20 protein-coding genes are annotated in these 24,209 nt (G+C 63.0%); 13 read left to right on the top strand and 7 right to left on the bottom strand.

What is annotated here, in order from left to right; genetic code table 11:
- Positions 1 to 7 precede the first annotated feature (7 nt).
- Entirely contained in the window at positions 8 to 769 is a 762-nt protein-coding gene (locus VHC04_RS15445) for an arginyltransferase (RefSeq protein WP_325682824.1), read from the bottom strand.
- 170 nt (positions 770 to 939) lie between these two features.
- Here VHC04_RS15445 and VHC04_RS15440 point away from each other — a divergent pair, with 170 nt between their 5' ends.
- Positions 940 to 1,428, top strand: a complete 489-nt coding sequence (locus VHC04_RS15440; protein WP_325682822.1) for an Lrp/AsnC family transcriptional regulator — start codon at positions 940 to 942, stop codon at positions 1,426 to 1,428.
- 124 nt (positions 1,429 to 1,552) lie between these two features.
- On the opposite strand, the gene ppdK is transcribed toward VHC04_RS15440, so the two are convergent.
- The 3 genes from ppdK to VHC04_RS15425 form a co-directional block, all read right to left on the bottom strand.
- Positions 1,553 to 4,222, bottom strand: coding sequence for a pyruvate, phosphate dikinase (gene ppdK / locus VHC04_RS15435; RefSeq protein ID WP_325682820.1), 2,670 nt, complete (start codon positions 4,220 to 4,222; stop codon positions 1,553 to 1,555).
- Positions 4,223 to 4,232: 10 nt separating this feature from the next.
- Positions 4,233 to 6,275 carry a glycine--tRNA ligase subunit beta gene (gene glyS / locus VHC04_RS15430; protein ID WP_325682818.1) on the bottom strand — a complete coding sequence of 681 codons (2,043 nt, stop codon included), beginning with the start codon at positions 6,273 to 6,275 and terminating at the stop codon, positions 4,233 to 4,235.
- Between the two features lie 61 nt (positions 6,276 to 6,336).
- Positions 6,337 to 7,194: a glycine--tRNA ligase subunit alpha gene (locus VHC04_RS15425; RefSeq protein ID WP_325682816.1), complete on the bottom strand. Its 858-nt coding sequence runs from the start codon at positions 7,192 to 7,194 to the stop codon at positions 6,337 to 6,339.
- A 333-nt stretch (positions 7,195 to 7,527) separates the two neighbouring features.
- On the opposite strand from VHC04_RS15425, the gene VHC04_RS15420 reads away from it, so the two are divergent.
- Positions 7,528 to 7,995: a hypothetical protein gene (locus VHC04_RS15420; RefSeq protein ID WP_325682814.1), complete on the top strand. Its 468-nt coding sequence runs from the start codon at positions 7,528 to 7,530 to the stop codon at positions 7,993 to 7,995.
- 52 nt (positions 7,996 to 8,047) lie between these two features.
- Here the strand turns inward: VHC04_RS15420 and VHC04_RS15415 are convergent, their stop codons facing one another.
- On the bottom strand, positions 8,048 to 8,557 hold the full coding sequence (locus VHC04_RS15415) for a hypothetical protein (RefSeq protein ID WP_325682812.1): 510 nt from the start codon (positions 8,555 to 8,557) through the stop codon (positions 8,048 to 8,050).
- Between the two features lie 445 nt (positions 8,558 to 9,002).
- Here VHC04_RS15415 and VHC04_RS15410 point away from each other — a divergent pair, with 445 nt between their 5' ends.
- The 3 genes from VHC04_RS15410 (at position 9,003) to dnaA (ending at position 12,221) form a co-directional block, all read left to right on the top strand.
- Entirely contained in the window at positions 9,003 to 9,902 is a 900-nt protein-coding gene (locus VHC04_RS15410) for a cation diffusion facilitator family transporter (protein WP_325682810.1), read from the top strand.
- A gap of 184 nt (positions 9,903 to 10,086) precedes the next feature.
- On the top strand, positions 10,087 to 10,356 hold the full coding sequence (rpsT, locus tag VHC04_RS15405; RefSeq protein WP_325682808.1) for a 30S ribosomal protein S20: 270 nt from the start codon (positions 10,087 to 10,089) through the stop codon (positions 10,354 to 10,356).
- Between the two features lie 407 nt (positions 10,357 to 10,763).
- Positions 10,764 to 12,221, top strand: coding sequence for a chromosomal replication initiator protein DnaA (gene dnaA / locus VHC04_RS15400; RefSeq protein WP_325682806.1), 1,458 nt, complete (start codon positions 10,764 to 10,766; stop codon positions 12,219 to 12,221).
- A gap of 76 nt (positions 12,222 to 12,297) precedes the next feature.
- Here dnaA and VHC04_RS15395 read toward each other — a convergent pair whose 3' ends face one another.
- Positions 12,298 to 13,917 carry a GMC family oxidoreductase gene (locus tag VHC04_RS15395; RefSeq protein ID WP_325682804.1) on the bottom strand — a complete coding sequence of 540 codons (1,620 nt, stop codon included), beginning with the start codon at positions 13,915 to 13,917 and terminating at the stop codon, positions 12,298 to 12,300.
- Between the two features lie 120 nt (positions 13,918 to 14,037).
- Between VHC04_RS15395 and VHC04_RS15390 the strand changes: the two genes are divergently transcribed.
- From VHC04_RS15390 to VHC04_RS15355, 8 genes are all read left to right on the top strand, one after another.
- Positions 14,038 to 15,294, top strand: coding sequence for a sarcosine oxidase subunit beta family protein (locus VHC04_RS15390; RefSeq protein WP_325682802.1), 1,257 nt, complete (start codon positions 14,038 to 14,040; stop codon positions 15,292 to 15,294).
- Positions 15,294 to 15,566, top strand: coding sequence for a sarcosine oxidase subunit delta (locus tag VHC04_RS15385; protein WP_325682800.1), 273 nt, complete (start codon positions 15,294 to 15,296; stop codon positions 15,564 to 15,566). Before VHC04_RS15390 ends, VHC04_RS15385 begins: the two co-directional genes overlap by 1 nt.
- Complete coding sequence (locus VHC04_RS15380; RefSeq protein WP_325682798.1) at positions 15,563 to 19,042, top strand: sarcosine oxidase subunit alpha family protein; 3,480 nt, start codon at positions 15,563 to 15,565, stop codon at positions 19,040 to 19,042. Before VHC04_RS15385 ends, VHC04_RS15380 begins: the two co-directional genes overlap by 4 nt.
- 90 nt (positions 19,043 to 19,132) lie before the next feature.
- Positions 19,133 to 19,933: an SDR family NAD(P)-dependent oxidoreductase gene (locus tag VHC04_RS15375; RefSeq protein ID WP_325682796.1), complete on the top strand. Its 801-nt coding sequence runs from the start codon at positions 19,133 to 19,135 to the stop codon at positions 19,931 to 19,933.
- 1 nt (position 19,934) lies between these two features.
- Positions 19,935 to 20,663 (top strand): SDR family NAD(P)-dependent oxidoreductase, encoded by a 729-nt coding sequence (locus VHC04_RS15370; RefSeq protein WP_325682794.1) that lies wholly within the window; start codon positions 19,935 to 19,937, stop codon positions 20,661 to 20,663.
- 58 nt (positions 20,664 to 20,721) lie between these two features.
- On the top strand, positions 20,722 to 21,621 hold the full coding sequence (locus VHC04_RS15365) for an alpha/beta fold hydrolase (protein ID WP_325682792.1): 900 nt from the start codon (positions 20,722 to 20,724) through the stop codon (positions 21,619 to 21,621).
- Complete coding sequence (locus tag VHC04_RS15360) at positions 21,618 to 22,499, top strand: TauD/TfdA dioxygenase family protein (RefSeq protein WP_325682790.1); 882 nt, start codon at positions 21,618 to 21,620, stop codon at positions 22,497 to 22,499. The genes VHC04_RS15365 and VHC04_RS15360 overlap by 4 nt, the downstream gene beginning before the upstream one ends.
- A gap of 2 nt (positions 22,500 to 22,501) precedes the next feature.
- Positions 22,502 to 23,230, top strand: a complete 729-nt coding sequence (locus VHC04_RS15355) for an SDR family NAD(P)-dependent oxidoreductase (RefSeq protein WP_325682788.1) — start codon at positions 22,502 to 22,504, stop codon at positions 23,228 to 23,230.
- Here VHC04_RS15355 and VHC04_RS15350 read toward each other — a convergent pair whose 3' ends face one another.
- Positions 23,231 to 24,076: a VOC family protein gene (locus VHC04_RS15350; protein WP_325682786.1), complete on the bottom strand. Its 846-nt coding sequence runs from the start codon at positions 24,074 to 24,076 to the stop codon at positions 23,231 to 23,233. It abuts the gene before it with no gap.
- Positions 24,077 to 24,209: the final 133 nt, after the last annotated feature.

The raw sequence follows: 24,209 nt of genomic DNA, 5'->3' as shown, positions 1-24,209 counted from the left end.
GGGTTCGTCACGTTGGAGACATTGGAAGCCGCAGGCATAAGGGATCGTCGGCTGTCAACGAACGCCAGGCTCCACCGATAAGTATTTCAGCCGGTTTGAATTTGGCCTTGTAAGACATTTTTGGACTATCTGGTACCCAATAGCCGAGATAGACATAAGCTAATCCTGACTGGCGAGCCTGCTCGATGAGCCACAGTATTGTGTGTGTGCCGAGCGAGTATGTCGCCAGTTCTGGTGCGAAGAAACTATAGACTGCAGAAAATCCATCTGCCAGCTTGTCAGTCAGGCATGCACTGATGAGGTGGTCAGTCCGGTCGCGGAACTCTACAATAAAACTCTTGATGGGGGTGTCTTCGACCATCGCGCGATAATCATAAAAGCTCATACTCGCCATATCTCCATCGATATGGCGTGATTGTTGATAGCGCTGGAAGAGATGAAATTGCTCCGCTGTCGCCCGTGCAGCAACCCGGAACCCATCAAGTCCGCTGTTGAGCCTCGCGATTTTCCGAAATGTCTTGCCAGGGATGAAGGTGTCAACCGGGATCCGGATCGGGACACATGCCTGGCAGGCCGGACAAACCGGCGCATAGGCGATATTGTGGCTACGGCGAAAGCCCGCCCTGGAGAGGCGGTCGTGAAGCCCTTCGGCGTCAGGTCCGACAATTTCGGTGACCACCTTTCGTTCTGTCCGACCCGAGACGTACGGGCAGGGTAGGGGCGCTGTCGTATAAAAGAAATGCGGACGGTGCGGGGGTCTGTAGGTCATGACGGCCATCTTCCAACTCTATGTTCGAAACCGGCCTCTTGAACGTCAAGAGCGACGGGGAACCGGCGCTTTGAGTGAAATGTCGGGAACGCAGTTTGTGGCAGCTTTCCGAGCGTCAAGGTACGCAATAAGATTGTCGAACTATTCGAGGAACGCGCCTTCAACAGCCCATGACATCGCCGCACGCTGAGACCCCTTTTGTTCTTGATGCCATCGATCGGCGAATTCTAGCCGCCTTGCAGGAAAATGGGCGCATCACGAATGTCGAACTCGCAAGAAAGGCGGGGATTTCTGCACCTCCCTGTCTTCGTCGCGTTCGTGCACTGGAGGATGCTGGCGTCATCCGGGGCTACCATGCTGAGACTGATCCCCACTCTCTGGGATTCGAGATAACCTTCTTCGTCATCGTCGGCTTGGACAGTCAGAAGGACGTCGTTTTGGCGGCCTTCGAGAAGCTTGTGGCAGAATGGGAAGAGGTTCGTGAATGCCACATGATCAGGGGCGGGGGTGACTTCCTGCTTCGGCTGGTTGCTCGTGACACCGCGCATGAAAACCAATTGACGCAGCGATTGACTGGTTCCCCGACAGTCAGCCGCGTCCAGACGCTTCAAACGATACGCACCAGCCAGAATCTAGCCGGTGTTCCTCTCGAAACCTGAACGCGGGCCTTCTGGCGTGCATCGGACGGTATAGGCCGCCGCCCCGTTACATGGCGCCCCAATGCACTGCGGGCCATTCGCCGATCATCGGCCGGATGCGCAGACCTCTTTCCGATTTCTGCGCCTACGCTGTACGATCGCCTGCCACGCCGAGTGCGGCTTGTGCCGCCGCGAGGCGCGCGACAGGCACGCGGAACGGGCTGCATGAAACATAGTCGAGCCCTACCTGCTCGCAGAAAGCGATCGACGCCGGATCGCCGCCATGTTCGCCGCAAATGCCAAGCTTCAGGTGTGGCTTCGCTGCACGACCTTTGGTAGATGCGATGCGCACCATCTCTCCAACACCTTCGATGTCGATGGAGACAAAGGGGTCCTTCGGCAAGATCCCCGCCTCGACGTAGTGGGGGAGGAATTTGCCAGCATCATCACGCGACAGACCAAAGACGGTCTGTGTCAGGTCATTTGTCCCAAAACTGAAGAAGTCCGCGCATTCAGCGATTTTATCAGCCTGCAAGGCCGCGCGCGGTAGTTCAATCATGGTGCCGATGCTGTATTCAATGCTCATGCCGGTTTCGCTGAATACTTGCGTGGCGACCTTCTGAACCTGAGCTCGGGTGATTTCCAACTCCTTCTTCATGCCCACCAGAGGAATCATGATCTCGGGATGGGGCGCGCTGCCCGTCTCCTTCGCCACGGCGATAGCCCCTTCGAAGATCGCCCTGGCCTGCATCTCGTAGATTTCCGGATAAGTGATCCCCAGCCGGCAGCCTCTGTGGCCGAGCATCGGATTGGCTTCTGCCAATTCGACGGCTCGGCGGCGGATGGTGTCGATATCGGTACCGAGACTATCGGCGACTTCCTGCAACTCGGCATCGCCATGAGGTAGGAACTCATGCAATGGCGGATCGAGCAGGCGGATCGTGACCGGCAAGCCTGCCATGATGGTGAATATTTTCCGAAAATCTTCCCGCTGAACCGGGAGCAGACGATCCAGCGCGGCGCGCCGCCCACTCTCCGTGTTGGAGATGATCATCTGTCGCACCGCCAGAATGCGTTCCGGATCGAAGAACATATGCTCCGTCCGGCACAACCCGATGCCTTCCGCTCCAAACTTCCGCGCAGTCTCGGCATCAAGGGGCGTTTCCGCGTTGGCACGCACTTTCATGCGGCGACACTGATCCGCCCATTCCATGAGGGTTCCGAAATCACCGGACAATGTCGGTTCAGTCATGGCGACGGAGCCGAGGTAAACCTCTCCCGTGCCGCCATCCAGAGTGATCGTCTCGCCAGCCCGGATCTCACGTCCACCGGCTACAAGTACCTGATTGTTGTAGTCGACACTGATTCCACCGGCACCAGAAACGCATGGACGACCCATGCCTCGCGCCACGACAGCCGCGTGGCTGGTCATTCCCCCGCGTGTCGTCAGGATGCCACGAGCGGCGTGCATTCCATGAATGTCTTCCGGGCTGGTCTCCACCCGGACCAGGATCACCGCTTCTCCCTTGCTCGCCCTGCTTTCTGCTTCATCGGCGCTGAACACGACGATGCCTGCGGCGGCACCCGGGCTCGCCGGTAGACCTTTGGCCAGCAACGTACGCGGAGCCTTCGGGTCCAGCATGGGATGAAGCAATTGGTCGAGCGAGGAGGGATTCACTCGTTTCACCGCTTCCGACTGATCGATCAGGCCATCACGCGCCATCTCCACCGCCATGCGTAGGGATGCGGCAGCCGTGCGCTTTCCGTTTCGAGTTTGCAGCATATAGAGCTTGTGCTGTTGCACGGTGAACTCGATATCCTGCATGTCCTTATAGTGCTTTTCCAGCGTCTCGCGGACAGTGAGCAGTTCAGCGTAAGCCTTTGGCATGGCCAGTTCGAGGGGCGTTTCCCCAGCCTTGGCTGCCGCGGCTGATAGTGGCTGCGGCGTGCGGATACCGGCGACCACGTCCTCCCCTTGGGCGTTGACCAGATATTCCCCATAGAAGGCATTTTCGCCGGTCGAGGGATTTCGGGTAAAACAGACGCCAGTCGCGCAGTCATCGCCCATGTTCCCAAACACCATCGCCTGGACGTTGACCGCGGTGCCCCATTCCGCCGGAATGTCGTGAAGTCGACGATAGGTAATGGCGCGCGGATTCATCCACGACCCGAACACCGCGCCGATCGCTCCCCACAATTGCTCGTGCGGGTCCTGCGGGAACGGCTTACCCGTCTCCTGATGAACCAGATCCTTGTAGCTGCCAACAACTTGTCGCCAGTGATCTGCCTTCAGGGCTGTGTCTTCGACCACGCCGGCTTCCAGCTTCGCGTGCTCGATAATTTCCTCAAAACGGTGATGGTCGACGCCCAGCACGACCGAACCGTACATCTGGATGAAACGGCGATACGAGTCCCACGCAAACCGCGCATCCTGGGATGCCGCGACCAGACCTTCCACAGTGTGGTCCGTGAGCCCCAGATTGAGCACCGTATCCATCATGCCCGGCATGGACACACGCGCCCCGGAGCGAACTGAAACAAGCAAGGGCTTGGCGGCATCGCCAAATTTCAATCCGACCGCGGCCTCAACAGCGGCCAAAGCCTCATCCACCTGGGATTTCAGATCTTCCGGGTAGCGGTGGTTGTTTTCGTAGAACGCGGTACAGACGTCCGTGCTGATCGTGAAGCCGGGCGGGACCGGCAGACCGATCGACGCCATCTCTGCCAAGTTTGCGCCCTTGCCACCCAGCAGGTTGCGCATATCCGCGCGGCCTTCATTCAGACCGGCGCCAAACCTGTAAACCCACTTGGTCATGCGGCCCTCTTTAGCCTTCGATCCGAGAGAAATCTGCGATCTGGTCCATCACGGACCTGGTCCGGTGCAACAGGCGCAACCGATTGCGGCGCAAATCTGGTTCGGGTGCGTTCACCGTTACGCTATCGAAAAATGCATCCAGCGGCGCGCGTACCCTGGCCATGTACCGCATCGCGGCGTGATAGTCTTCCTGATGCAGCGCGTTATCGACGGATGCGATCAGCACATTGGTTGCCGCCAATAATGCACGCTCGCGGTCATCGACGAGTGATTCCGGGTCGGGAGCTCCGGAATGCGGTCCGTCCTTGCGCTCTTCTATCCGAAGGATATTTGCAGCCCGCTTGTACCCAGCCAGCAGGCTTTCCCCGTCGGGCGTGCGCAGCAAATCCGCGATGGCCTCCACGCGCGCCAGAACCGAGACCAGATCATCGCCGCCTGCAAGGCTGGTTGCACCGAGTACGGCATTCAGGATGTCGTACCTTGCCCCTTCGGCACGGAGCTGGACGACCAGCCTTTCGCTGATGAACGCAAAGACCGCGGCGGAGGTCTGTGGGTCGCTTGCCTGCGCAAGAAGCGTACGCAGCCGGATTCGCAAGCCGTTCTCACGTATGATCCGAATGATACCCAAAGCGGCTCGGCGAAGGGCGTAGGGATCTCCAGACCCTGTCGGCTTTTCGCCGATCGAGAAGAAGCCGCAAAGTTGATCGATCTTGTCGGCCAGCGCGACCGTCACTGAGACAGGCGCCGTCGGCGGCGCCTCGGCCGGGCCTTTCGGTCCATAGTGATCGCGTATGGCGTCGGCGACTTCTATCGGCTCCCCGTCATGCAAGGCGTAATAGCGCCCCATGGTACCCTGCAGCTCGGGGAATTCTCCCACCATGCCACTGACAAGATCAGCTTTGGCCAGCATGGCGCCGCGTCGCGCGTGTTCGACATCTGCCCCGACGAGTGGCGCGATGTGATTGGCGAGGCGAACCAATCGCCTGACCCGATCGCCCTGACTTCCGAGCTTCGCATGATAGGTTACCGTATCGAGCGCGGGGATACGACTCTCTAGCCGGGATTTGCGGTCAAGGTCCCAGAAATGCCGAGCGTCTGCGAAGCGTGCGCGCAAGACCCGTTCATTGCCGGCGATGATGGTGGCGCCGTCATCGTCAGCCTGAATGTTGGCAACGAAGGCAAACCAGGGAGCAGCGGAACCATCCGGGGTGCGCAGCGCAAAGTAGCGCTGGTTCACCCGCATCGAAACCTGCATGACCTCTGGCGGTAGATCCATATGCTCCGCCGCGATGCGTCCGAGATGCGGCACTGGCCACTCCACGAGTCCGGCGACTTCCTCCAGCAACGGTCCATCTTCCACGACCGTGAGCCCCTTCTCCGCTGCCAGGCCTGTAATGCGATCGGTAATGACCTGCTTGCGGTGGTCAACGTCGACCAGGACACGACGTTCCAGCAACTGTCGTCGCCAATCGTCGGCACTGTCGACCCGAAATGCGCCAGGCGCATGAAATCGGTGTCCCTCGGTCTGATTGTCCGAGATCAGCCCGTGTCCGTCGTCAGCGCCGTCCCTGAGGTCGAACGAGACGACCGCGCCGTCCAGAAGGCACGTGATACGCCTCAGGGGACGGACCCAGGCGAAGTGGCTTCGACCCCAGCGCATGGATTTGGGCCAGGGAAAGCGGCGCAATAAGCTTGGCATCGTTTCCGCGATCAGCGTTGCTGCGGGCACGGCGGCAGAACGCTTATCCAGAATCCAATAGTCACCCTCCGGGCGCAGCTGAGCACGCTCTGCATTGTGTTTGCGCAGGAAGCCGGCCAGCGCCTGATCTGGCGCGTTGAGCCGCGGCCCTCGCTCGGTGCCGGTGGCCGCGGCGACCTCGGTCGCGACAGAAGCACACAGAGCTAGCCGGCGCGGCCCGAACCATGTCGTGATTCGCTCGGGTGCAATTGCTGATAAAGCGTCGCGCACGAGGCGTTCAAAATCGGCGGCGGCCGCGCATTGCATGCGCGCGGGGATTTCCTCGCTCAGTAGCTCGACGAACAATTCCGGCATTCAGACTACGCTTTCATCTCCTGGCGACCAGCCTGTTGCATCCGACGGTATGGTGGCTGCGCTACTCGCCAGCGACCCAGGCCTCACAGCAGCCTTTTGCCAAAGTCCGCACCCTTCCGATATAGCTCGCCCGCTCAGTCACGCTGATGACACCGCGTGCGTCGAGCAGATTGAACAGGTGGCTGGCCTTGATGCATTGATCATAGGCGGGTAGCGCCAGATGGCGGTCGAGTAGCGCAGCGCACTCCCTTTCCGCGTCCATGAAATGGTGCTCAAGCATGGCAGTGTCGGCAAATTCAAAATTATAGGCGCTGTACTCCCGTTCTGACCGCAGAAATACGTCGCCATATGTCACGCCGGCGCCGTTGAAATCGATGTCGAAGACATTCTCCCTATCCTGGACGTACATCGTCAGACGCTCCAGCCCGTAGGTCATCTCGAAGCTCGGCAGAGTGACCGGGATACCACCGACCTGTTGGAAGTAGGTAAACTGACCCACCTCCATGCCGTCGCACCATACCTCCCATCCCAAGCCCCAGGCGCCCAGGGTCGGGCTTTCCCAGTCGTCCTCGACGAAGCGGAAATCATGGCGTAGCGGGTCCAGCCCGATCTCCCGGTAACTCGCGAGAAGCAAATCCTGCGCATCCGCAGGGCTGGGCTTCATGATCACCTGGTACTGATAGTAGTGCTGCAGACGGTTGGGGTTTTCGCCATAGCGGCCGTCCGTCGGGCGCCGGCTAGGCTGAACATACGCCGCTCGCCAAGGTTTCGCGCCCAACGCCCGGAGCGTCGTGGCCGGATGGAATGTGCCGGCGCCCATTTCCACGTCGTACGGCTGCAAAATGACGCAGCCCTGTCGCGCCCAAAAGTCATGCAGCCGCATGATCAATGCCTGAAAACTGAGGACGGTCTCGGACATCGCGATCCTGGCAAGTGGCTGTGGCGGCGTCATTAAGCACCCTCAATCCGCTCGGGCAAGTTGTGCGCGGCGGGCTTCCTCGCAATGCAGCACGTCACCTCCGTGGCGGGATGACGTCCGCCGGCCAGGGCACCGGCGTGGGCTGACCGCGTGCAGCCTGTTCAGACGAAGGTGACTCGCCTGAGGTCCCGGTTGATCTGCCGCGGTCATGTTCGCACACAAGAGTGGCTTCCAATACGTGCGGCAATCGGTATGTGTCTCCTGCACCAGTTTATCGCACGAATCGGCCGCCTTCGACCGCGGCCGCGTCAGAAGGAATCGAAGGCACTTGCCATGATAGAAGTTCGTCCCGTTTCGCGGCGTCTGCGCGGCTTAACGCCCTGGATCGCCCTTCTGGCGACCGCCGGGCTGCTGCAGGCATGTGGCCCAGAGCAAGCCATCCGCGCATCAAAAAATCGGGTATTTGCCGCCGACGTAACGGGCGAGGCAAAAGTCTGCCAGGTGCCGAAAGTTTCACCCGCCGATGGCCAGACGACCGCCGTACCAATGGGCGTTGTCAACGATGGTGGCTGGTGCGGATTGCCGCTGCAGCGCGGCGACGGCCCATTTAGCGCCGGGCTTCTGACAAGCCGGCCAACGCACGGGACCGTCTTCGTGCACGAAGTCGGCGATTTCACCAGGATCGACTACCGGCCAGAGCGCGGGTTTACCGGACCGGACAGCTTCGCTGTAAAGCTTCTGCCTGGGAATGCGGTCATCCAGGTTAATGTCACGGTGACAGCCGCAACCGGCAAGAAGTGAGATCCACGCAGGGCGTCGGCATCGCGCCGACGCCCTGGTGTCGGGTAGAGATCTACTTGTGCTTCTTTCTCAGCACCGAGGCCGTGCTTTTGGTGCTGGCCGGAGCCGGGGTGGCGCAGACATCGACCGACGTAGGGATGATGTCCTTACCGGCGGCAAATTCCGGCAGCTCGCTTGCCGAGGCGAGCGACAGAACTTCCTTGAAGATCAGGCCGTTACGAGGACAGAAATCACCGCCCAGCTCTGTCCCCTGACGGGACTTCGCATTGGCCAGCTCGGTCACGAACCGGTCGTGCTCGGTCTGCCCGGCCCGGCCATAATGGCGGGCGAAATAGGCACTGACGGCACGTTCGTTGGCCTGCAGGTCGCTTTGATACCGCCGGATGAATGCGTTGTACTGGTCATCGTAGTGACAACCGGTTGCCAGCACCATCAGTTCGCTGCGCAGCGCCTGCACCTCGAACATGGACTGATCTGCCGGCGAGGGGCATCTCTGTTCTGCCACGACAGGTTGGGCAGCGAGGATACCGAAGGCTGAGACGACTCCCAGCAAACGACGCATATGACTCTCCTATTGTTTACGCTGGTACGCTGGATAGCGCTGTCTCGGCTCCCTCGCCAGCGCAATTTTCATCCCCACCCTATGATAGCTGAATGAATGATTCCATAGCCGTTGCGGAAAGTCCTCAACCTATGTTGCCGCGCATGGTGCGGTGCACAAATTTTCTCGCGTGATCGGCCTCGATCCAGGGACACGGGCCCGGCCTGCCGAGCAGGGTCAATCTTGGTGGGCCAATGGACATCCTTTGGATTTCATGACCTGCGGTATCATGGATGCTGCATGGATCCGGATAGGTCGATCATGCCAATCAATGTGATCGGGCGAGAAAGGTGGTGTCTGTGCGGTATTTTCAGGCAAGCCAATGCCACCCGGATGGCCGTGTGCACCGGAAGGCTACGGAAAAGCGGGCAGCCGGAAGCAACACGCCCGGCTGCGTAATCTCCCGATGAACAAGGCCGAGCACTATGCTGCCGGTAGCCTCGCGGTCGGTTGCGCGGTCCTGGGTATGAAGACGCTCGCGTGGCGATTGACCGGGAGCGCGGCACTTTACTCCGATGCCTTGGAATCCATCGTCAACGTCGCGGCCAGTCTGATCGCCTGGGCAGCGCTACGTTTCGCCGCCAGGCCGGCGGATGAGAGCCATCCTTATGGGCATGACAAGGCCGAGTTTTTCTCTGCGGTGATCGAGGGCGTGCTCATTATCCTCGCCGCTCTCCTTATATTTAATGAGGCATGGCTTGCCTGGGTCCAGCCGCGGCACCTGTCGCTCCCGGTGATCGGCATCCTAGTGAATGCTGTCGCCACCGCGCTGAACGGAGGGTGGTCATGTATCCTCTTGCGCGTCAGCCGGCGCCTGCGCTCTCCAGCGTTACAGGCGGATGGCCGCCATCTGCTTGCGGATGTCGTCACCTCGGCCGGCATTGCGATAGGGGTGGCGCTTGCTGTGCTGACCGGCTGGATCGCGCTCGACGCCCTGCTCGCCGCGGCGACCGGTATCTACGTCTTATGGTCTGGCACGGTGATGATACGGGGATCGGTCGGTGGGCTGATGGACGCGGCCCCCGAACCGGCTGTGGTCGAACGGATCAGGACCGTGGTGGCGGAAGCGGGCACCGGCGCGATCGAGGCTCATGACTTCCGCAGCCGTCATGCCGGCCGGCATACCTTCCTCCAGTTTCACCTCGTGGTGCCTGGCGCCATGAGCGTGGCGGACGCCCATGCCATCTGTGACCGGATCGAGGCGGCTTTGAAAGCCGATATCCCCCATGTTCTCGTGACCATTCATGTCGAGCCCGAAGAGAAGGCCAAGCACGTTGGTCATGAGGTTCAGAAGATCACCGTGTGATCAGCCAAGCGGATTCTTTGCGACCTCCGGGATTGGATCCAGAGAAATATACACGCAATGGTAGATATAAACCGCCTTGACACGACCTGTCTGGGTGCGTAGAACGCCGCCCTCCTGCTGTGGAGCAGTGCGGCACTCCCGCACCGTATCCCAGCGTATCAAGAGACGGCAAAAAACAGGACTCATGGCCAACACCGCTTCAGCGCGTAAGCGCATTCGCCAGACCGCGACCCGTACTGCCCGCAACCAGGCACGCAAGTCGCGCATGCGCACCTTCATCAAGAAGGTCGAAACCGCCATCGCTGGGGGCGATCGCTCCGTTGCCGTTGAAGCCCTGCGCGCCGCGCAACCGGAAATGCAACGCGCCGCTGGAAAGGGGGTCGTGCACGCCAACACAGTGGCCCGTAAGCTCTCGCGCCTGTCGGCCCGCATCAAGGCGCTTCCCGCGGGTTAATGGGGCTGTGGCCGGTCGGCCAACTGGTTGACCGGTTTGTGCCTCTCGGGCATCATCCCGGGCTCCGCGCGACAATATTACTTGCAGAAGCAAGTAATATTGTGCTGGGCGACGCTAAAAGAAGATCGTTTTCTCTACATTCCCGTCCGTTTCGCATGACACATTAGTAATGTTCTTGCGTTTTCGTTGCTCGCTTCTTCGTTTCCATGAATCCGCATTGCCTGGTTCCCAATCCCTGACATACTGAGTTCGAACAAAATTGGTCGATGACAGCGCTTCGTTGTCATTGAGTGCCGAGTGGCTGTGTCCTGCGCACCGCGGACCGGAACATCGGATGAAAAGACTGTTGCGCCGACTAACGGTGAGCCTTGGGGGAGCACGCGATGACCGCGACGGATACGGGGATCGTGGAACAGCCGGACCTTGCTGCTCAATGGACCCGCATCCGTGCCAGACTGCAGGGCGAAGTGGGAGAGGTCATCTACCGCACCTGGCTGCGCCAGATGACCTTGTCCGGCATGGACGGCGATGAGGTCACCGTCACGCTGCCCACACGTTTCATCCGCGACTGGGTCTCCAGCCGTTATGGCGATCGCATCAGCGCGTTGTGGCAGAACGAAAATCCGGCTGTGCGCCGCGTCGATATCCGTGTCGAATCTGGCAACGCGAGTTCCGTGGGGCTGACGGAAAGTCTCGCGCTCCCCGCTGTCGAGCCTCGTCGGACCGCGACGCATCTTGCGCCGTCCGCCCCAAACCCGCGGCCCGGCGATCGCGGCAGCCAGGTTCCTGCGTCCTACGCGGAGATTGCAGAGGAGAGGGCGGACCCGCGCCCGGATCTGGCGGCCGCCCTGGACCCGCGTTTCAGCTTCGAGGGGTTCGTCGTCGGCAAACCGAATGAATTCGCTTATGCCTGCGCCCGCCGCGTCGCGGCCCAGCCGTCAAGCCCCGGCTTCAATCCGCTCTTCCTCTATGGCGGCGTCGGTCTTGGCAAGACGCACCTGATGCACGCCGTCGCATGGGAGCTGACGGATCGCACCGACCGGCGCTACTCGGTCGCCTATATGTCGGCCGAGAAGTTCATGTATCGCTTCATCGCGGCCATTCGCAGCCAGTCGACAATGGAGTTCAAGGAACACCTGCGAAGCGTCGACGTGCTCATGATCGATGACCTCCAGTTCCTGATTGGCAAGGACAACACGCAGGAAGAGTTTTTTCACACGTTCAACTACCTGGTCGAAGCCGGGAAGCAGATCGTGGTATCGGCCGACAAGTCCCCGTCCGATCTGAGCGGGCTTGAACACCGGCTCCGCACCCGCCTCGGGTGTGGCATGGTGGCCGACCTGCACACGACGACATATGAGCTTCGCATTTCGATCCTGGAAGCGAAAGCCGCCAGGGCAGGGATCTCGATCCCGGTCAAGGTGATGGAGTTTCTTGCCCACAAGATCACGTCCAATGTCCGGGAACTCGAGGGAGCGTTGAACCGACTGATCGCGCATGCGAACCTGTTCGGCCGTTCGGTGACACTGGAAACGGCACATGAGGTTCTCCACGACATCCTGAAGGCGCATGACCGCCGGGTGACGATCGAGGAGATCCAGAAGAAAGTTGCCGAACACTACAGCATCCGGCTGACGGACATGTCATCCGCGCGGCGGGCACGCGCGGTGGCGCGGCCCCGGCAGGTCGCCATGTTTCTCGCGAAACAACTGACCAGCCGCAGCCTGCCGGAGATCGGCCGAAAGTTCGGCAACCGGGATCACACCACGGTTATGCACGCCGTCTCCCGCGTCAGCGAACTGATGCAGCGTGACGGCAATTTCGCCGAAGACGTGGAGCTGCTGCGTCGTCTGCTGGAGTCCTGATAGCCGCGCGACGCCGTAGCATGGGCACGAAGGCGGCGGGCACCAGGAACACTCCGACGGCCCGCGCCCCATCTTGCTACGCGGCGGAACGCATGGCCTCGGCGCTGGCCGCCTTGATCATGTCGGCGCCTTTTTCGGCGATCATGATGACCGCGGCATTGGTGTTGCCGGATGGAACCGTCGGCATGATGGAGGCGTCGACCACACGCAGCCCCTCGATGCCGTGCACCCGCAACGTGTCGTCGACGACCGCCATCGGATCAGGCCCCATCTTGCATGTTCCGATCACGTGATATGTGGTCTGACCGGTCTCCCGCGCCCATTGCAGCCATTCATCGTCGGTCTGGACCTTGTCGCCCGGGTTCATTTCGTAGGCACGGTACTTGTCCATGACCCGGTTGTTGATAATCCGGCGGCCGATCTTCATTCCATCCACGATGACCTGCTGGTCATAGGGATCGGCAAGGTAGTTCGGCCGGATCGCCGGTGGCGCGTTCGGGTCCGCCGACCTGGCATGGATCGAGCCCTTCGACTCCGGCCGGCACTGGTACACCGTCAGCGTCATGCCGGGTTCCTTCTCCAGCACACGGGTCTGCGCATTGCCGTAACTCGCATGCGCGAAATGGAATTGCACATCCGGCTCTTCCAGTTCCGGCCTGGTCTTCACGAAGCCATATGCGATACCCGCCGTGAAGGTCAGGGCGCCGCGCCGCCGGGTGTAGTACTTCACCACCTCTTTTGCCAGCGACAGCCCGCGTGTCTGCTCGTTCAGCGTCACCGGCAGCTTCACGCGCCAGTTCATGCGTGGGGCATAATGGTCGCGGTAATTTTCACCCACACCATTCAGCTCGTGCAGCACCGGAATGCCCGCCGCCTGCAGCACCGTCGGAGCACCGATCCCCGACAGCTCCAGCAGATGCGGCGATTTCACAGCGCCGGCGGCCAGGATCACCTCCCGGCTGCAACGCACGGTCTTGGGCGGCCCGCCATTCTGCGAATATACCACGCCGACCGCCCGCTTCCCCTCCAGGATCACCTTCGCGCACATCGCCTCGGTTTCGATCTGGAGGTTCGGCCGGGCACGCGCCGGGTTGAGGAATGCCCGGGCCGTCGACCACCGCTCCCCGTTCTTTTGAGTCACCTGGAAATAGCCGAAGCCTTCCTGGTGGCCGTTGTTGTAGTCCCTGTTGCGCGGGAAACCTTCATCGACCGCGGCATCGATGAATGCGTCCAGCAGCTCCGCCCGCTCCCGCATCGTGTCGACATGCAGGGGACCGCCGCGCCCGCGGCTGTCATCGCCACCCGGCCCGAAATGCTCCGACTTCCGGAAATACGGCAGCACCGACTCATAGGACCAGCCGCGATTCCCGTACTGTGCCCAGGTGTTGTAGTCGAGCGGATTGCCCCGCACGTATAGCATGCCGTTGATGGAGCTGGAGCCGCCTAGCGTGCGCCCCCGCGGGATCGGAATGCGCCGGTTCGCCATGTTCGGCTCCGGTTCGCTCTCGAAGTTCCAGTTGTATTTTGGATTGTTCAGCAACTTCACGAAGCCGGCGGGAATATTGATCCACATCGAACTATCCTTCGGCCCTGCTTCAAGCAGCAGCACCTTGAACTGCTGATCCTCGCTCAACCGATTCGCCAGCACGCAACCGGCAGAACCGGCGCCGACGATGATGTAGTCAAACTCCGCCATTGATCGCTTCCTCTCCTTCAGCGCCAGCTATAGCGAGGGAGCGCCTTCATCGGAAGTGGAGAGCCATCATCGGAAGTCTGGCGCTTCCGGGACTCGGGCAGGTGTGGCAACCATCCGCCAATGGCCGACCGTCCTGGCTTCTCCTTCCTTTCCTTGTTATCGCACGGCACCGGCAGGGCCTGGGCCAGGCAGTGGCGGCATGCCCAGCCCAAAGCCGCCTACGACGTGGTGATCGTCGGTGCGGGCGGGCATGGGCTGGCGACGGCCTATTACCTGGCGCGCGAGCACGGCATTCGCGACGTCGCGGTGGTCGACAAGGGGTGGCTCGGTGGCGGCAACACGGGCCGCAACACGACGATCATCCGCTCCAATTACCTGTGGGATGCGAGCGCGGCGCTCTACGAGCATGCGTTGAAGCTATGGGAGACCCTGTCCAGGGAGCTGAACTACAACGTCATGTACTCGCCGAGGGGTGTGATGATGCTTGCCCACACCCACCACGACGTGCAGGTCTTCCAGCGCCACGTCCATGCCAACCGTCTGCAGGGTATCGACAACGAGTGGCTGACACCGCTGGACGCCAAGGCCGTCTGTCCCCCTTTGGATATCAGCGCGGCGGGCCGCTATCCGGTCCTCGGCGCGGCATTGCAGCGTCGTGGCGGCATCGCCCGCCATGATGCCGTTGCGTGGGGATATGCCAGGGCCGCCAGCGCGCTTGGCGTCGACATCATCCAGAATTGCGCCGTCACCGGGATCATGCGGGCGCCATCCGGCGACGTCACCGGCGTCGAGACGGAAAAGGGGCCGATCGCCGCCCGTCGGATCGGCATCGTTGCCGCCGGCCATACCAGCGTGGTCATGGCGATGGCCGGGCTCCGCATGCCGCTGGAATCGTTCCCCTTGCAGGCGCTGGTCAGCGAACCGCTGAAGCCGGTGATGCCGTGCGTCGTCATGTCGAATACCGTACACGCCTATATCTCTCAGTCCGACAAGGGCGAGTTGGTGATCGGTGCCGGCACCGACATATACCCATCGTATAGCCAGGCCGGCGGACTTCATATTGGTGCCGAGACCCTGCAAGCGGTGTGTGAACTGTTCCCCTCCTTCCGGCGCCTGCGCATGCTGCGCAACTGGGCCGGCATCGTCGACACCACGCCGGATCGTTCACCGATCATCGGGTTGACGCCCGTGCCGGGGCTGTTCGTCAATTGCGGCTGGGGCACGGGCGGCTTCAAGGCCACGCCCGGTTCCGGCCATGTCTTCGCTGCCACGATCGCGGCCGGGACGCCGCATCCATTGGCCGCCCCGTTCGGGCTGGAGCGTTTCGTGACCGGCCGCCTGATCAACGAGGCCGCGGCCGCCGCGGTGGCACACTGATGCTGCTGATCCCTTGCCCCTGGTGCGGTCCTCGGCCGGAGAACGAGTTTCAACACGCCGGCCAGGCGCATATCCGGCGCCCATCCGATCCGGCGGCGGTCAGCGACGAGGCGTGGGCCGCCTACCTGTATCTGCGGGACAACCCGAAAGGTCCTCTTGCGGAACGATGGCGCCACCGGCACGGCTGCGGCCGTTTTTTCAGCGTCGTCCGCGACACGGTGACGGACCGGATCAGCCACATCGACCGTTCGGCCGAGGCAGGCGCGCCATGAGGCAACCGTATCGGCTGAAGGATCGCGGCCGGATCGATCGTTCCCGGCCGCTGAACTTCACATTCAATGGCCGCCGTCTTCAGGGTTTTGCCGGTGATACGCTCGCTTCCGCCCTGTTGGCGAACGGGGTGCACCTCGTCGGCCGATCCTTCAAGTACCACAGGCCTCGGGGCATTCTGTCGGCTGGCGCCGAAGAGCCGAACGCCCTGGTCACGCTGGATCGTGGTGCCGGGCGGCAGACCCCCAATCTGCGTGCGACGCAGATCGAACTGTTCGAAGGACTGGCGGCTCATAGCCAGAACCATTTCCCGTCGCTGCGGTTCGATGTCGGGGCTCTGGCGAGTGCGGCGGCGCCGGTGCTCTCGGCGGGTTTCTATTACAAGACATTCAAGTGGCCGCGCGGCTTCTGGCGCGGCGTGTATGAACCCGCGATCCGCCGGGCCGCCGGTCTGGGCCGAGCACCGTTAAACCCGGATGCGGACCGTTATTTGTACCAATACGCCCATTGCGACCTTCTGATCATCGGCGGCGGTCCGGCCGGCCTGGCGGCAGCGCTGGGCGCGGCGGCGACCGGCCAGCGCGTGATCCTATGCGATGAGCAGGCGGAGCTCGGCGGCTCGCTCCTCGCTGAACCCTACGTCACCATCGATGGCTGGGCGGCTGGCGATTGGGTCGCCGAAGCCGTGAAAACGCTGACTTCCACTATCACGCTACTGACACGCACGACCGCCTTCGGATGGTACCCGGACACGCTGATCGGGCTGGTGGAGCGGGTTACCGATCATATGGGCGAGGGACCCGGAAATCAGCCCCGTGAGCGTCTGTGGCAGGTGAGGGCAGGGCGCGTGATCCTGGCCACCGGCGCGATCGAGCGGCCGCTGGTGTTCCCGGACAATGATCGCCCCGGCATCATGCTCGCCGAAGCCGCGCGCGTTTACGTCAATCGGTTCGGTGTGCTGCCGGGGCGGCGCGCGGTGGTTGCTGCCGGCGACGATACCGCGTACCGCGCGGCGGCCGATCTGCAGGCTGCCGGCGTTGCCGTTTCCGGTATCGTCGACTGGCGGCCGAACCCAGCCGGTCCGGCAATCGATGCCGTGCGCGGCCTAGGTATTCCGGTCCACCCCAACGACACCGTCGCCGGCACGGAAGGCACCCAGCGCGTCACCACCGCGCGCCTGTCCAACGGCATGGCCCTCGATTGCGACGTTCTGCTGATGGCGGGCGGATGGACACCGTCGGTTCAGCTTTACGCGCAATCCCGCCGGCCGCTGCGCTTCGATCCGACGTCGGGCGCGTTCCTGCCGGACGACATGATCGGCTCGGTCGGTGCCTGTGCCGGCGTGTTCGATCTGGCGACGGTGCTGTCCACCGCCATGGCTGCTGGCGGAGGAGTGCCGCGCGACTTCCAGGTCGCTGGCGACTGGCCGTTGTCCATGCCGTGTCCGCCGTTCGCCGCATCGCCGCATCGTAAGGCATTCATCGACTTCCAGAACGATGTGACGACGCAGGATCTGGCTGTCGCGACGCAAGAGGGTTTTGTCGCGATCGAGCATTTGAAGCGATACACCACCACGGGGATGGCGACCGACCAGGGCAAGACATCCAATCTCAATGCCCTGACGACCGTTGCCGCCATGACCGGTCAACCGGTGGAGGTTGTCGGACATACGACATTCCGTCCGCCATATACGCCCGTGACGTTCGGCGCTCTGGCCGGCGCGGGCCGCGGAAGCCTCTTCGCCCCAGTACGCCATACGCCGATTGCCGTGACGAATGCCCTGTTCGAGGATGTCGGCACCTGGAAGCGGGCGCGTTGCTTCCCACGACCGGGGGAGACGCCCGAAGCCGCCGTCATGCGCGAATGCCTGGCCGTTCGCAGGGAAGCGGGCATCTTCGACGCCAGCACGTTGGGCAAGATCGAAGTCACGGGCCCGGATGCCGAGACATTCCTGAACCGGATCTATCCGACCGACCTCGCCACGCTGGCCGTCGGACGCTGCCGCTATGCCATTCTGCTGGGCGAGGATGGTTTCATTCGGGACGACGGCATCATAGCACGACTGGCGCCGGACCGGTTCCACATTACCACGACGACCGGCAATGCCGCATCGGTGCTGCACCACATGGAAGATTATCTGCAGACGGAGTTTCCGGACCTGCGGGCGTGGCTGACATCCGTTACGGAACAATGGGCCGTCATCTCGGTTCAGGGCGCGCATGCGGCGACGTTGCTGTCGGCCTTCCTGCCAGGTGACGATCTGGCAACGATGCCGCATATGAGCGTCCGGGAGACACATATCGACGACGTAGCGATCCGGCTGTTCCGCGTCAGCTTCACCGGTGAGCAGGGGTTTGAGATCAATCTGCATCCCGAACAGGCGCAACGGGTCTGGGCCTCGCTGCTGCACGCCGGTGCGACACCCTATGGCACGGACGCGATGCACGTCCTGCGCGCCGAAAAGGGGTATATCGTGATCGGCCAGGAGACCGATGGCACCGTCGTGCCCGACGATCTGGGCTTCTCCCGCATGACCAGCACTACGAAGCCGGATTTCGTCGGGAAACGCTCCCTGTCGCGCGCCGACATGATCCGTGCCGGGCGGCCGCAACTCGTTGGTCTGCTGCCGGCCGATCCCTCCATGGTTCTGCCGGAGGGCGCTCAGGTGACGGAGCAGGGTGTCTACCCGGCTCTGGGCCATGTGACCTCCGCCTATGACAGCCCCACGCTGGGCCGCGGCTTCGCGCTGGCATTGGTGGCTGGCGGCCGCGCCCGCATCGGCACGACGCTGCGTGTTCCCCTGGCGCGGGGGACCGTGGATGTCAGCGTCGTTTCCCCGGTCTTCCATGATCCCGATGGCGCCAACCTGAAGCCCCGGCCGATCCCCGCCATTCCGCCGGCGGCGCTGCAGGCCGCCTCGCCGGTCCAGCCACCGGAAGCGCTCGTGGCCGAGGGCGTCGATCTGTTCGTCCTGCCCCGCGTGACCCGGTTGAATATCAGAGCGGGGAGCACGGCGGCGGCGGGGATTGGCCTGGCGCTGGGTGTCCTGCTGCCTGCGACGCCATGCAGGGCTCATACGGAACACGACAGAGCCGCCCTGTGGCTGGGCCCCGACGAATGGCTGATCCTTGCTCCGCCCGACGAACCGGATCTGGCATCCAAGGTCGTGACGGGAGCGGGCAGCCACCCGGCATCGGTCGTCGACGTGTCCCACGCATCGATGGCGGTGGAGATCACCGGCCCACGCGCCGCCTGGTGCCTGAACGCATTTTGCGCGTTGGACCTGCACCTCGCGGCTTTCCCAATCGGCGCCTGTACCCGTACGCTTCTTGGCAAGGCCGGGATCATCCTGTGGCGCACCGGCGCCGACACGTTCCGCCTGGAGGTCGATCGGTCCTACCTGCCTTATGTCTGGGACTGCCTGGAGGAGGCGCGGCGCGAGTTCGCACCGGTAGAGGCGCCGCAGCAAAGCGCGTAGCCACACCGTGCCATGCACGGCGGCTTGGTTTCCGTCCGGCCGCAGTTGCGCTAGCCTCCGCGGCAACGAGCAACGGCAGGAGGAAATGCCATGGATTTTCACGGCAAGGTGGCCCTGGTCACCGGCGGCGGGAACGGTATCGGACGCGCGGTGTGCCTGGGCTTCGCCCAGCGCGGCGCCAAAGTCGTCGTGGTCGATCGCGACCAGGCGGCGGGTGAGGCGACGACGGGAATCCTGCGTCAGCAGGGGGGCGACGCGATGTTCGTTCCGGCTGACGTGACCAGGTCCGCGGATGTGCAGAACTATGTGAAGCTCGCCCTGGACAAGTACGGCGCCATCGACTGCTTCCATAACAACGCCGGCATCGAAGGGACCGTGGCACCGACGCACCAATACGATGAGGAGATGTTCGACCGCGTCATGGCGGTGAACGTGAAAGGCGTATTCCTGGGCATGCGCCATATCCTGCCGGTGATGATCGGGCAGGGCAGGGGTTCTATTGTGAACACCGCCTCGGTGGCGGGCCTGGTCGCGTCGCCCGGCATGCCCGCTTATGTTGCCTCCAAGCACGCGGTGATCGGGCTGACCAAAACCGCGGCCGGCGAGGTTGGGCGCGCCGGTATCCGGGTCAACGCGGTCTGCCCGGGTCCGATCGACACGCGGATGATCCATTCGCTGGAATCGATGCTGAACCCGGACGATCCCGGCAGCGTTGGCAGCCGCTATCAGAACAACATCCCCATCGGCCGCTATGGCACGCCGGAGGAGGTGGCGAATCTGGTGATCTTCCTGTCCTCCGACCTGGCCGGCAACATCACCGGGGCGCACTACGTCGTCGATGGCGGCCGCACCGCGACAGGGGGTGCCGTCACCAACAATCTGGTGCGCTGACATGCTGCTGTCGGGAAAGCTCGCCCTGGTAACGGGCGCCGGATCCGGCATCGGCGAGGGGATCGCGCGCGCCATGGCCGACCACGGCGCGCGCGTGATCGTCGCGGATGTCAACGCAGCCGGGGCGGAACGTGTCGCCAAGGCCATCGGCGGCGGCGCCGCGTTTCACGTACTGGACGTGTCCGACAGAGCGGCATGCGATGCGTTGGCGAGGCAGGTCGGGCCGATCTCGGTGCTGGTAAACAATGCCGGCATCATCCGCCGCGCGAAGGTCGACGCGGCCAGTGCCCGCGACGACTGGGATGCGACCATGGCTGTCAACCTGGACGGGCCGTTCAACATGGTCACGGCCTTCCTGGACCAGCTCAAGCAGACCAAGGGGTCGGTCATCAACATCGGATCGATCCAGTCCTTTATCGCGTTGCCAAACTCGGCCGCCTACACGGCGTCGAAGGGGGGCGTCCGTGCGCTGACCAAGGCGCTGGCGATCGAGCTGTCACCGCAAGGCGTGCGGGTGAACGCGATCGGACCTGGCATGATCGCTACGCCATTGAACGCCGATGCCCGGCAGAATCCCGACTACATGGCCAACTTCGCCCGGCGCATCCCGCTCGGCCGGTTCGGCGAACCCGCGGATATCGCCGGCCCAGCGGTCTTCCTGGCCTCCGACCTGGCGCGCTACATTACCGGCGTCACCTTGCCGGTGGATGGCGGCTTCCTGGCGTACTAAGTATGGCGTAACGGGTATGACGTACTTGGCATGAGCGCTGGAACATGACGCACCGGGCATGAAGACCATCCGCACACCGGTTCTGGAGATCGCCTATCAGGCGTTTGGCCCTGCCGACGGCAGGCCGGTGATCTTGCTGCACGGCTGGCCGTCTGACGTGCATGACTATGATGACGTCGCCCCGCCTCTGGCCGAGGCGGGGTTCCGCGTCCTGGTGCCCTGGCTGCGCGGCTTCGGTGGCACACGGTTCCTGAACCCTGCGACGCCGCGCAGCGGCCAGCAGGCCGCGATAGGCGCCGATCTGCGCGACTTCATGGATGCGCTGTCGATCCGGCAGGCGATCCTGGTCGGCTACGACTGGGGTGGCCGCGCGGCCAATGTGGTGGCCGCGCTGTGGCCGGAACGAGCCAGCGGGCTGGTAAGCATCACCGGCTACGCCATCCAGGACATAGCCGGGTCTGCGCGGCCCGCCTCGGCGGATCAGGAATACCGCTACTGGTACCAGTGGTATTTCCACACCGATCGCGGCGTGGCCGGGTTGACGGCGAACCGGCTCGATATCACCCGGCTATTGTGGCGCCTGTGGTCCCCCAACTGGACGTTTGACGAGGCTACGTTGCAGGCGACGGCGCCCAGCCTGGACAATCCTGATTTTGTGGCGGTGACCATCCAGTCCTATCGCCACCGGTATGGCAAGGCGCCTGGCGACCCTGCCTATGAGGAGTTGGAAGCGCGTCTCGCCGCCATGCCGCCGATTTCTGTGCCGACGATCATCCTGCATGGCGCGGACGACGGTGTCGGCGCCCCAGCCGGCTCCGCGCCGCGCGATCGTCTATTCACCGCCCTGCTCGACCGCCGCAACCTGCCGCGTGCCGGCCATTTCCTGTCACGCGAGAACCCGGCTGATGTCGTCGCCGCGGTACTCGAACTTGCCCGTCTCAAGGAGCCTACCTCATGAAAATCATCCCTGGCGGCCAGACGCTCGGCGCCCGCATCGAGGGCATCGACCTCGCCAACCCGGTATCACGGGAGGATTTTCGTGCCATCCTCCGCGCCCTCGGCCAGTACGGTGTGCTGTGTTTCCCGAACCAGACTTGCCAGACGCCACAATTCGCCGCCTTCGCAAAGTTGTTCGGCGAGCTGGAGGTAAATGTCGCCAACCTGTATTACGAGCCGGATTTCCCCGAGATCATGATTTTGTCGAACATGATGGGACCGGATGGCAAGCCGCTGGGCCTGAACGATGCCGGGCAGGGCTGGCACACCGACATGTCCTACAGCAAGGACATTGCGCTGGCGAACATTCTGCACGCCCAAAGGGTGCCGGTCCGCAACGGGAAATCCGTCGGCGAGACGCAATTCCGCAACATGCATGCCGCCTATGACGAGCTTCCCGCGGATATCAAGCGGAAGATCGAGGGGCGTACTGCCATCCATGACTTCGAAAAATTCTGGGAGATCATGCGCCAGCGCCCCGGCTCCCGCCGCGGTCCGCTGACAGACGCCCAGCGCGCCAAGAAGCCGCCGGTCTCTCAGCCGCTGGTGCGGATTCATCCGATCACCGGCCGCAAGGTCCTGTACGCCGATCCTGGCTACACGATGTATGTCGAGGACATGGATCCGCTGGAAAGCGGCTTGCTGCTGGACTTCCTGTTCCGTCATCAGGAGCGGGCGGATTTCCTGTACGCCCATCACTGGGCGGTCAATGACGTGCTGATGTGGGACAATATCGGCACCGTCCACAATGCCGTCGCCGACTACATGCCTGACGAGCCGCGCTACATGCGCCGGGCGCAGGTGATGGCGACGCTCGACTACCCCGCGCTGGTCGCCTGACCATGATGCCGTTCACCGGCAAGCGGATCATCATCACCGGTGGGGCCGGTGGAATCGGCATCGAGACGGCACGGACCCTGATGGTGCACGGCGCGCATGTCGTCCTGGCCGATCGGGATCAGGCGGCGCTGGATCGCGCCATCGGCGCTCTGGGACGGGTGCAGATCGCGACGATCGCGTCCGAGCTGGGCACGCCGGCTGAATGCGCGCGGGTCGTCGAGGCTGCGGGGGCACCGCCTTATGCGCTGATTCACCTGGCTGGCGTGTTCGAACGGGATGCCTTGGACCCCGATGATCATGGCGTATGGGACCGTGCGATCGCGGCCAACCTGACGAATGCGTATGACATGGCGGTGGCGTTTGCGGCCCGGTTCAACCGGACCGAACCCGCGCGCATCGTTTTCGCCAGCTCCGTCGCCTATCGCCGCGGCAGCCCCGACCGTGTGCCCTATGCCGCGGCCAAGGGTGGGATCGTCGGCCTGACCAGGGCACTCTCGCGCAAGCTGGCCCCCGACGTGCTGGTGAACGCGGTGGCGCCGGGAGTGATTGAAACGCAAATGGCGGCGCCGATCATCGCGGAGCGCGGCGAGGCGTACCGGCAGGAAATTCCGCTGAAGCGCTTCGGCAGGCCAACCGAGATCGCCTCGGTGATCCGGTTCCTGTGTTCGGCTGATTCTTCCTACATGACCGGACAGACCATCACGATCGACGGGGGTATCACCAACGCCTGATCAGACGCTGAATTCCAGCGTCACGCCGAAAGCTTCCGACGCCGGCACCAGGACACTGGTGCCGACACGGTCAACACCCTTGATGCCGCCGTGCTCCAGCGCCAGCTCCGCCGCGTCCAGCGACAGGGTGCGAAGCGTCAATGCCGCCATGTATTCCCGCCGCCCGCGGCTGTCCGGCGCGGCATGGCCGAACATCTCCCACAGCGCGCCTGGTGTCACGACGTCGAAGCGCGACAGGCCCAGCAGCAGGGAACATCCCTCATCCGTCTGGCGGACCGTCTCGGTGCCGAACATCCGGCGAAACAGCTCGCCCAAACGCGATGGGTCCTCCGCCGCGATGACGGCGCGCGCCACGCCGATCGCGCCATTGGGATGATGGCGCCATTCGTCTCGCCAGACCAGGTGCCGGGTCAGATGCTGGCAGAAATACAGCCGGCCGGCCGGCACGCTGCCGCCGGGCAGGCGGGTTGTCCGAAACGTTGCGTCCAGCATCCGGTCGCCAACCATCACCGGCCGGGAAAACTGCTGCGGCGGATCGATGGGGACCCCCACGGCCCGCAGCGCCTGATAGGTGGCGTCCGCGTCCTCGCTGGCGAAGACGAGGCCATTCAGGCCGCTGGACGCGGCCATGATTTCCGGCCGGCTGTCGTCGTCGGGCTTGGCGGCGATCAGCTCCAGGTAATCGGTGCCGAACATCGCCAGGTGATTCATCGATCCAAGCGTGTGATAGCCGCGGGGCGTTAGGGTGAAGCCCAGGCGGCGATAGGCCTCCGCGCCCTCATCGATGCGGTCGCGCAGATTGACGACAACGTGATCGAGCGTGGGGACGGGGAGCACAGATACCATACAAACTCACCAAAGGCTTGAACCAACGCGGCCCGGCGGGCCATGTTGCATTGCGGTCGACGGTTGCGGCGGAGGCGGCGTGAACGGCTCGGCGCGAGCCACGTGGAGCAGCAGCTTCCATCGTACCATACGG

Origin of the sequence: Rhodopila sp., assembly GCF_035548095.1 — a bacterium.
Lineage (GTDB): Bacteria > Pseudomonadota > Alphaproteobacteria > Acetobacterales > Acetobacteraceae > Rhodopila.
The sequence above is the reverse complement of the archived record's forward strand: the minus strand, read 5'-3'. Positions and strand labels throughout refer to the sequence as shown.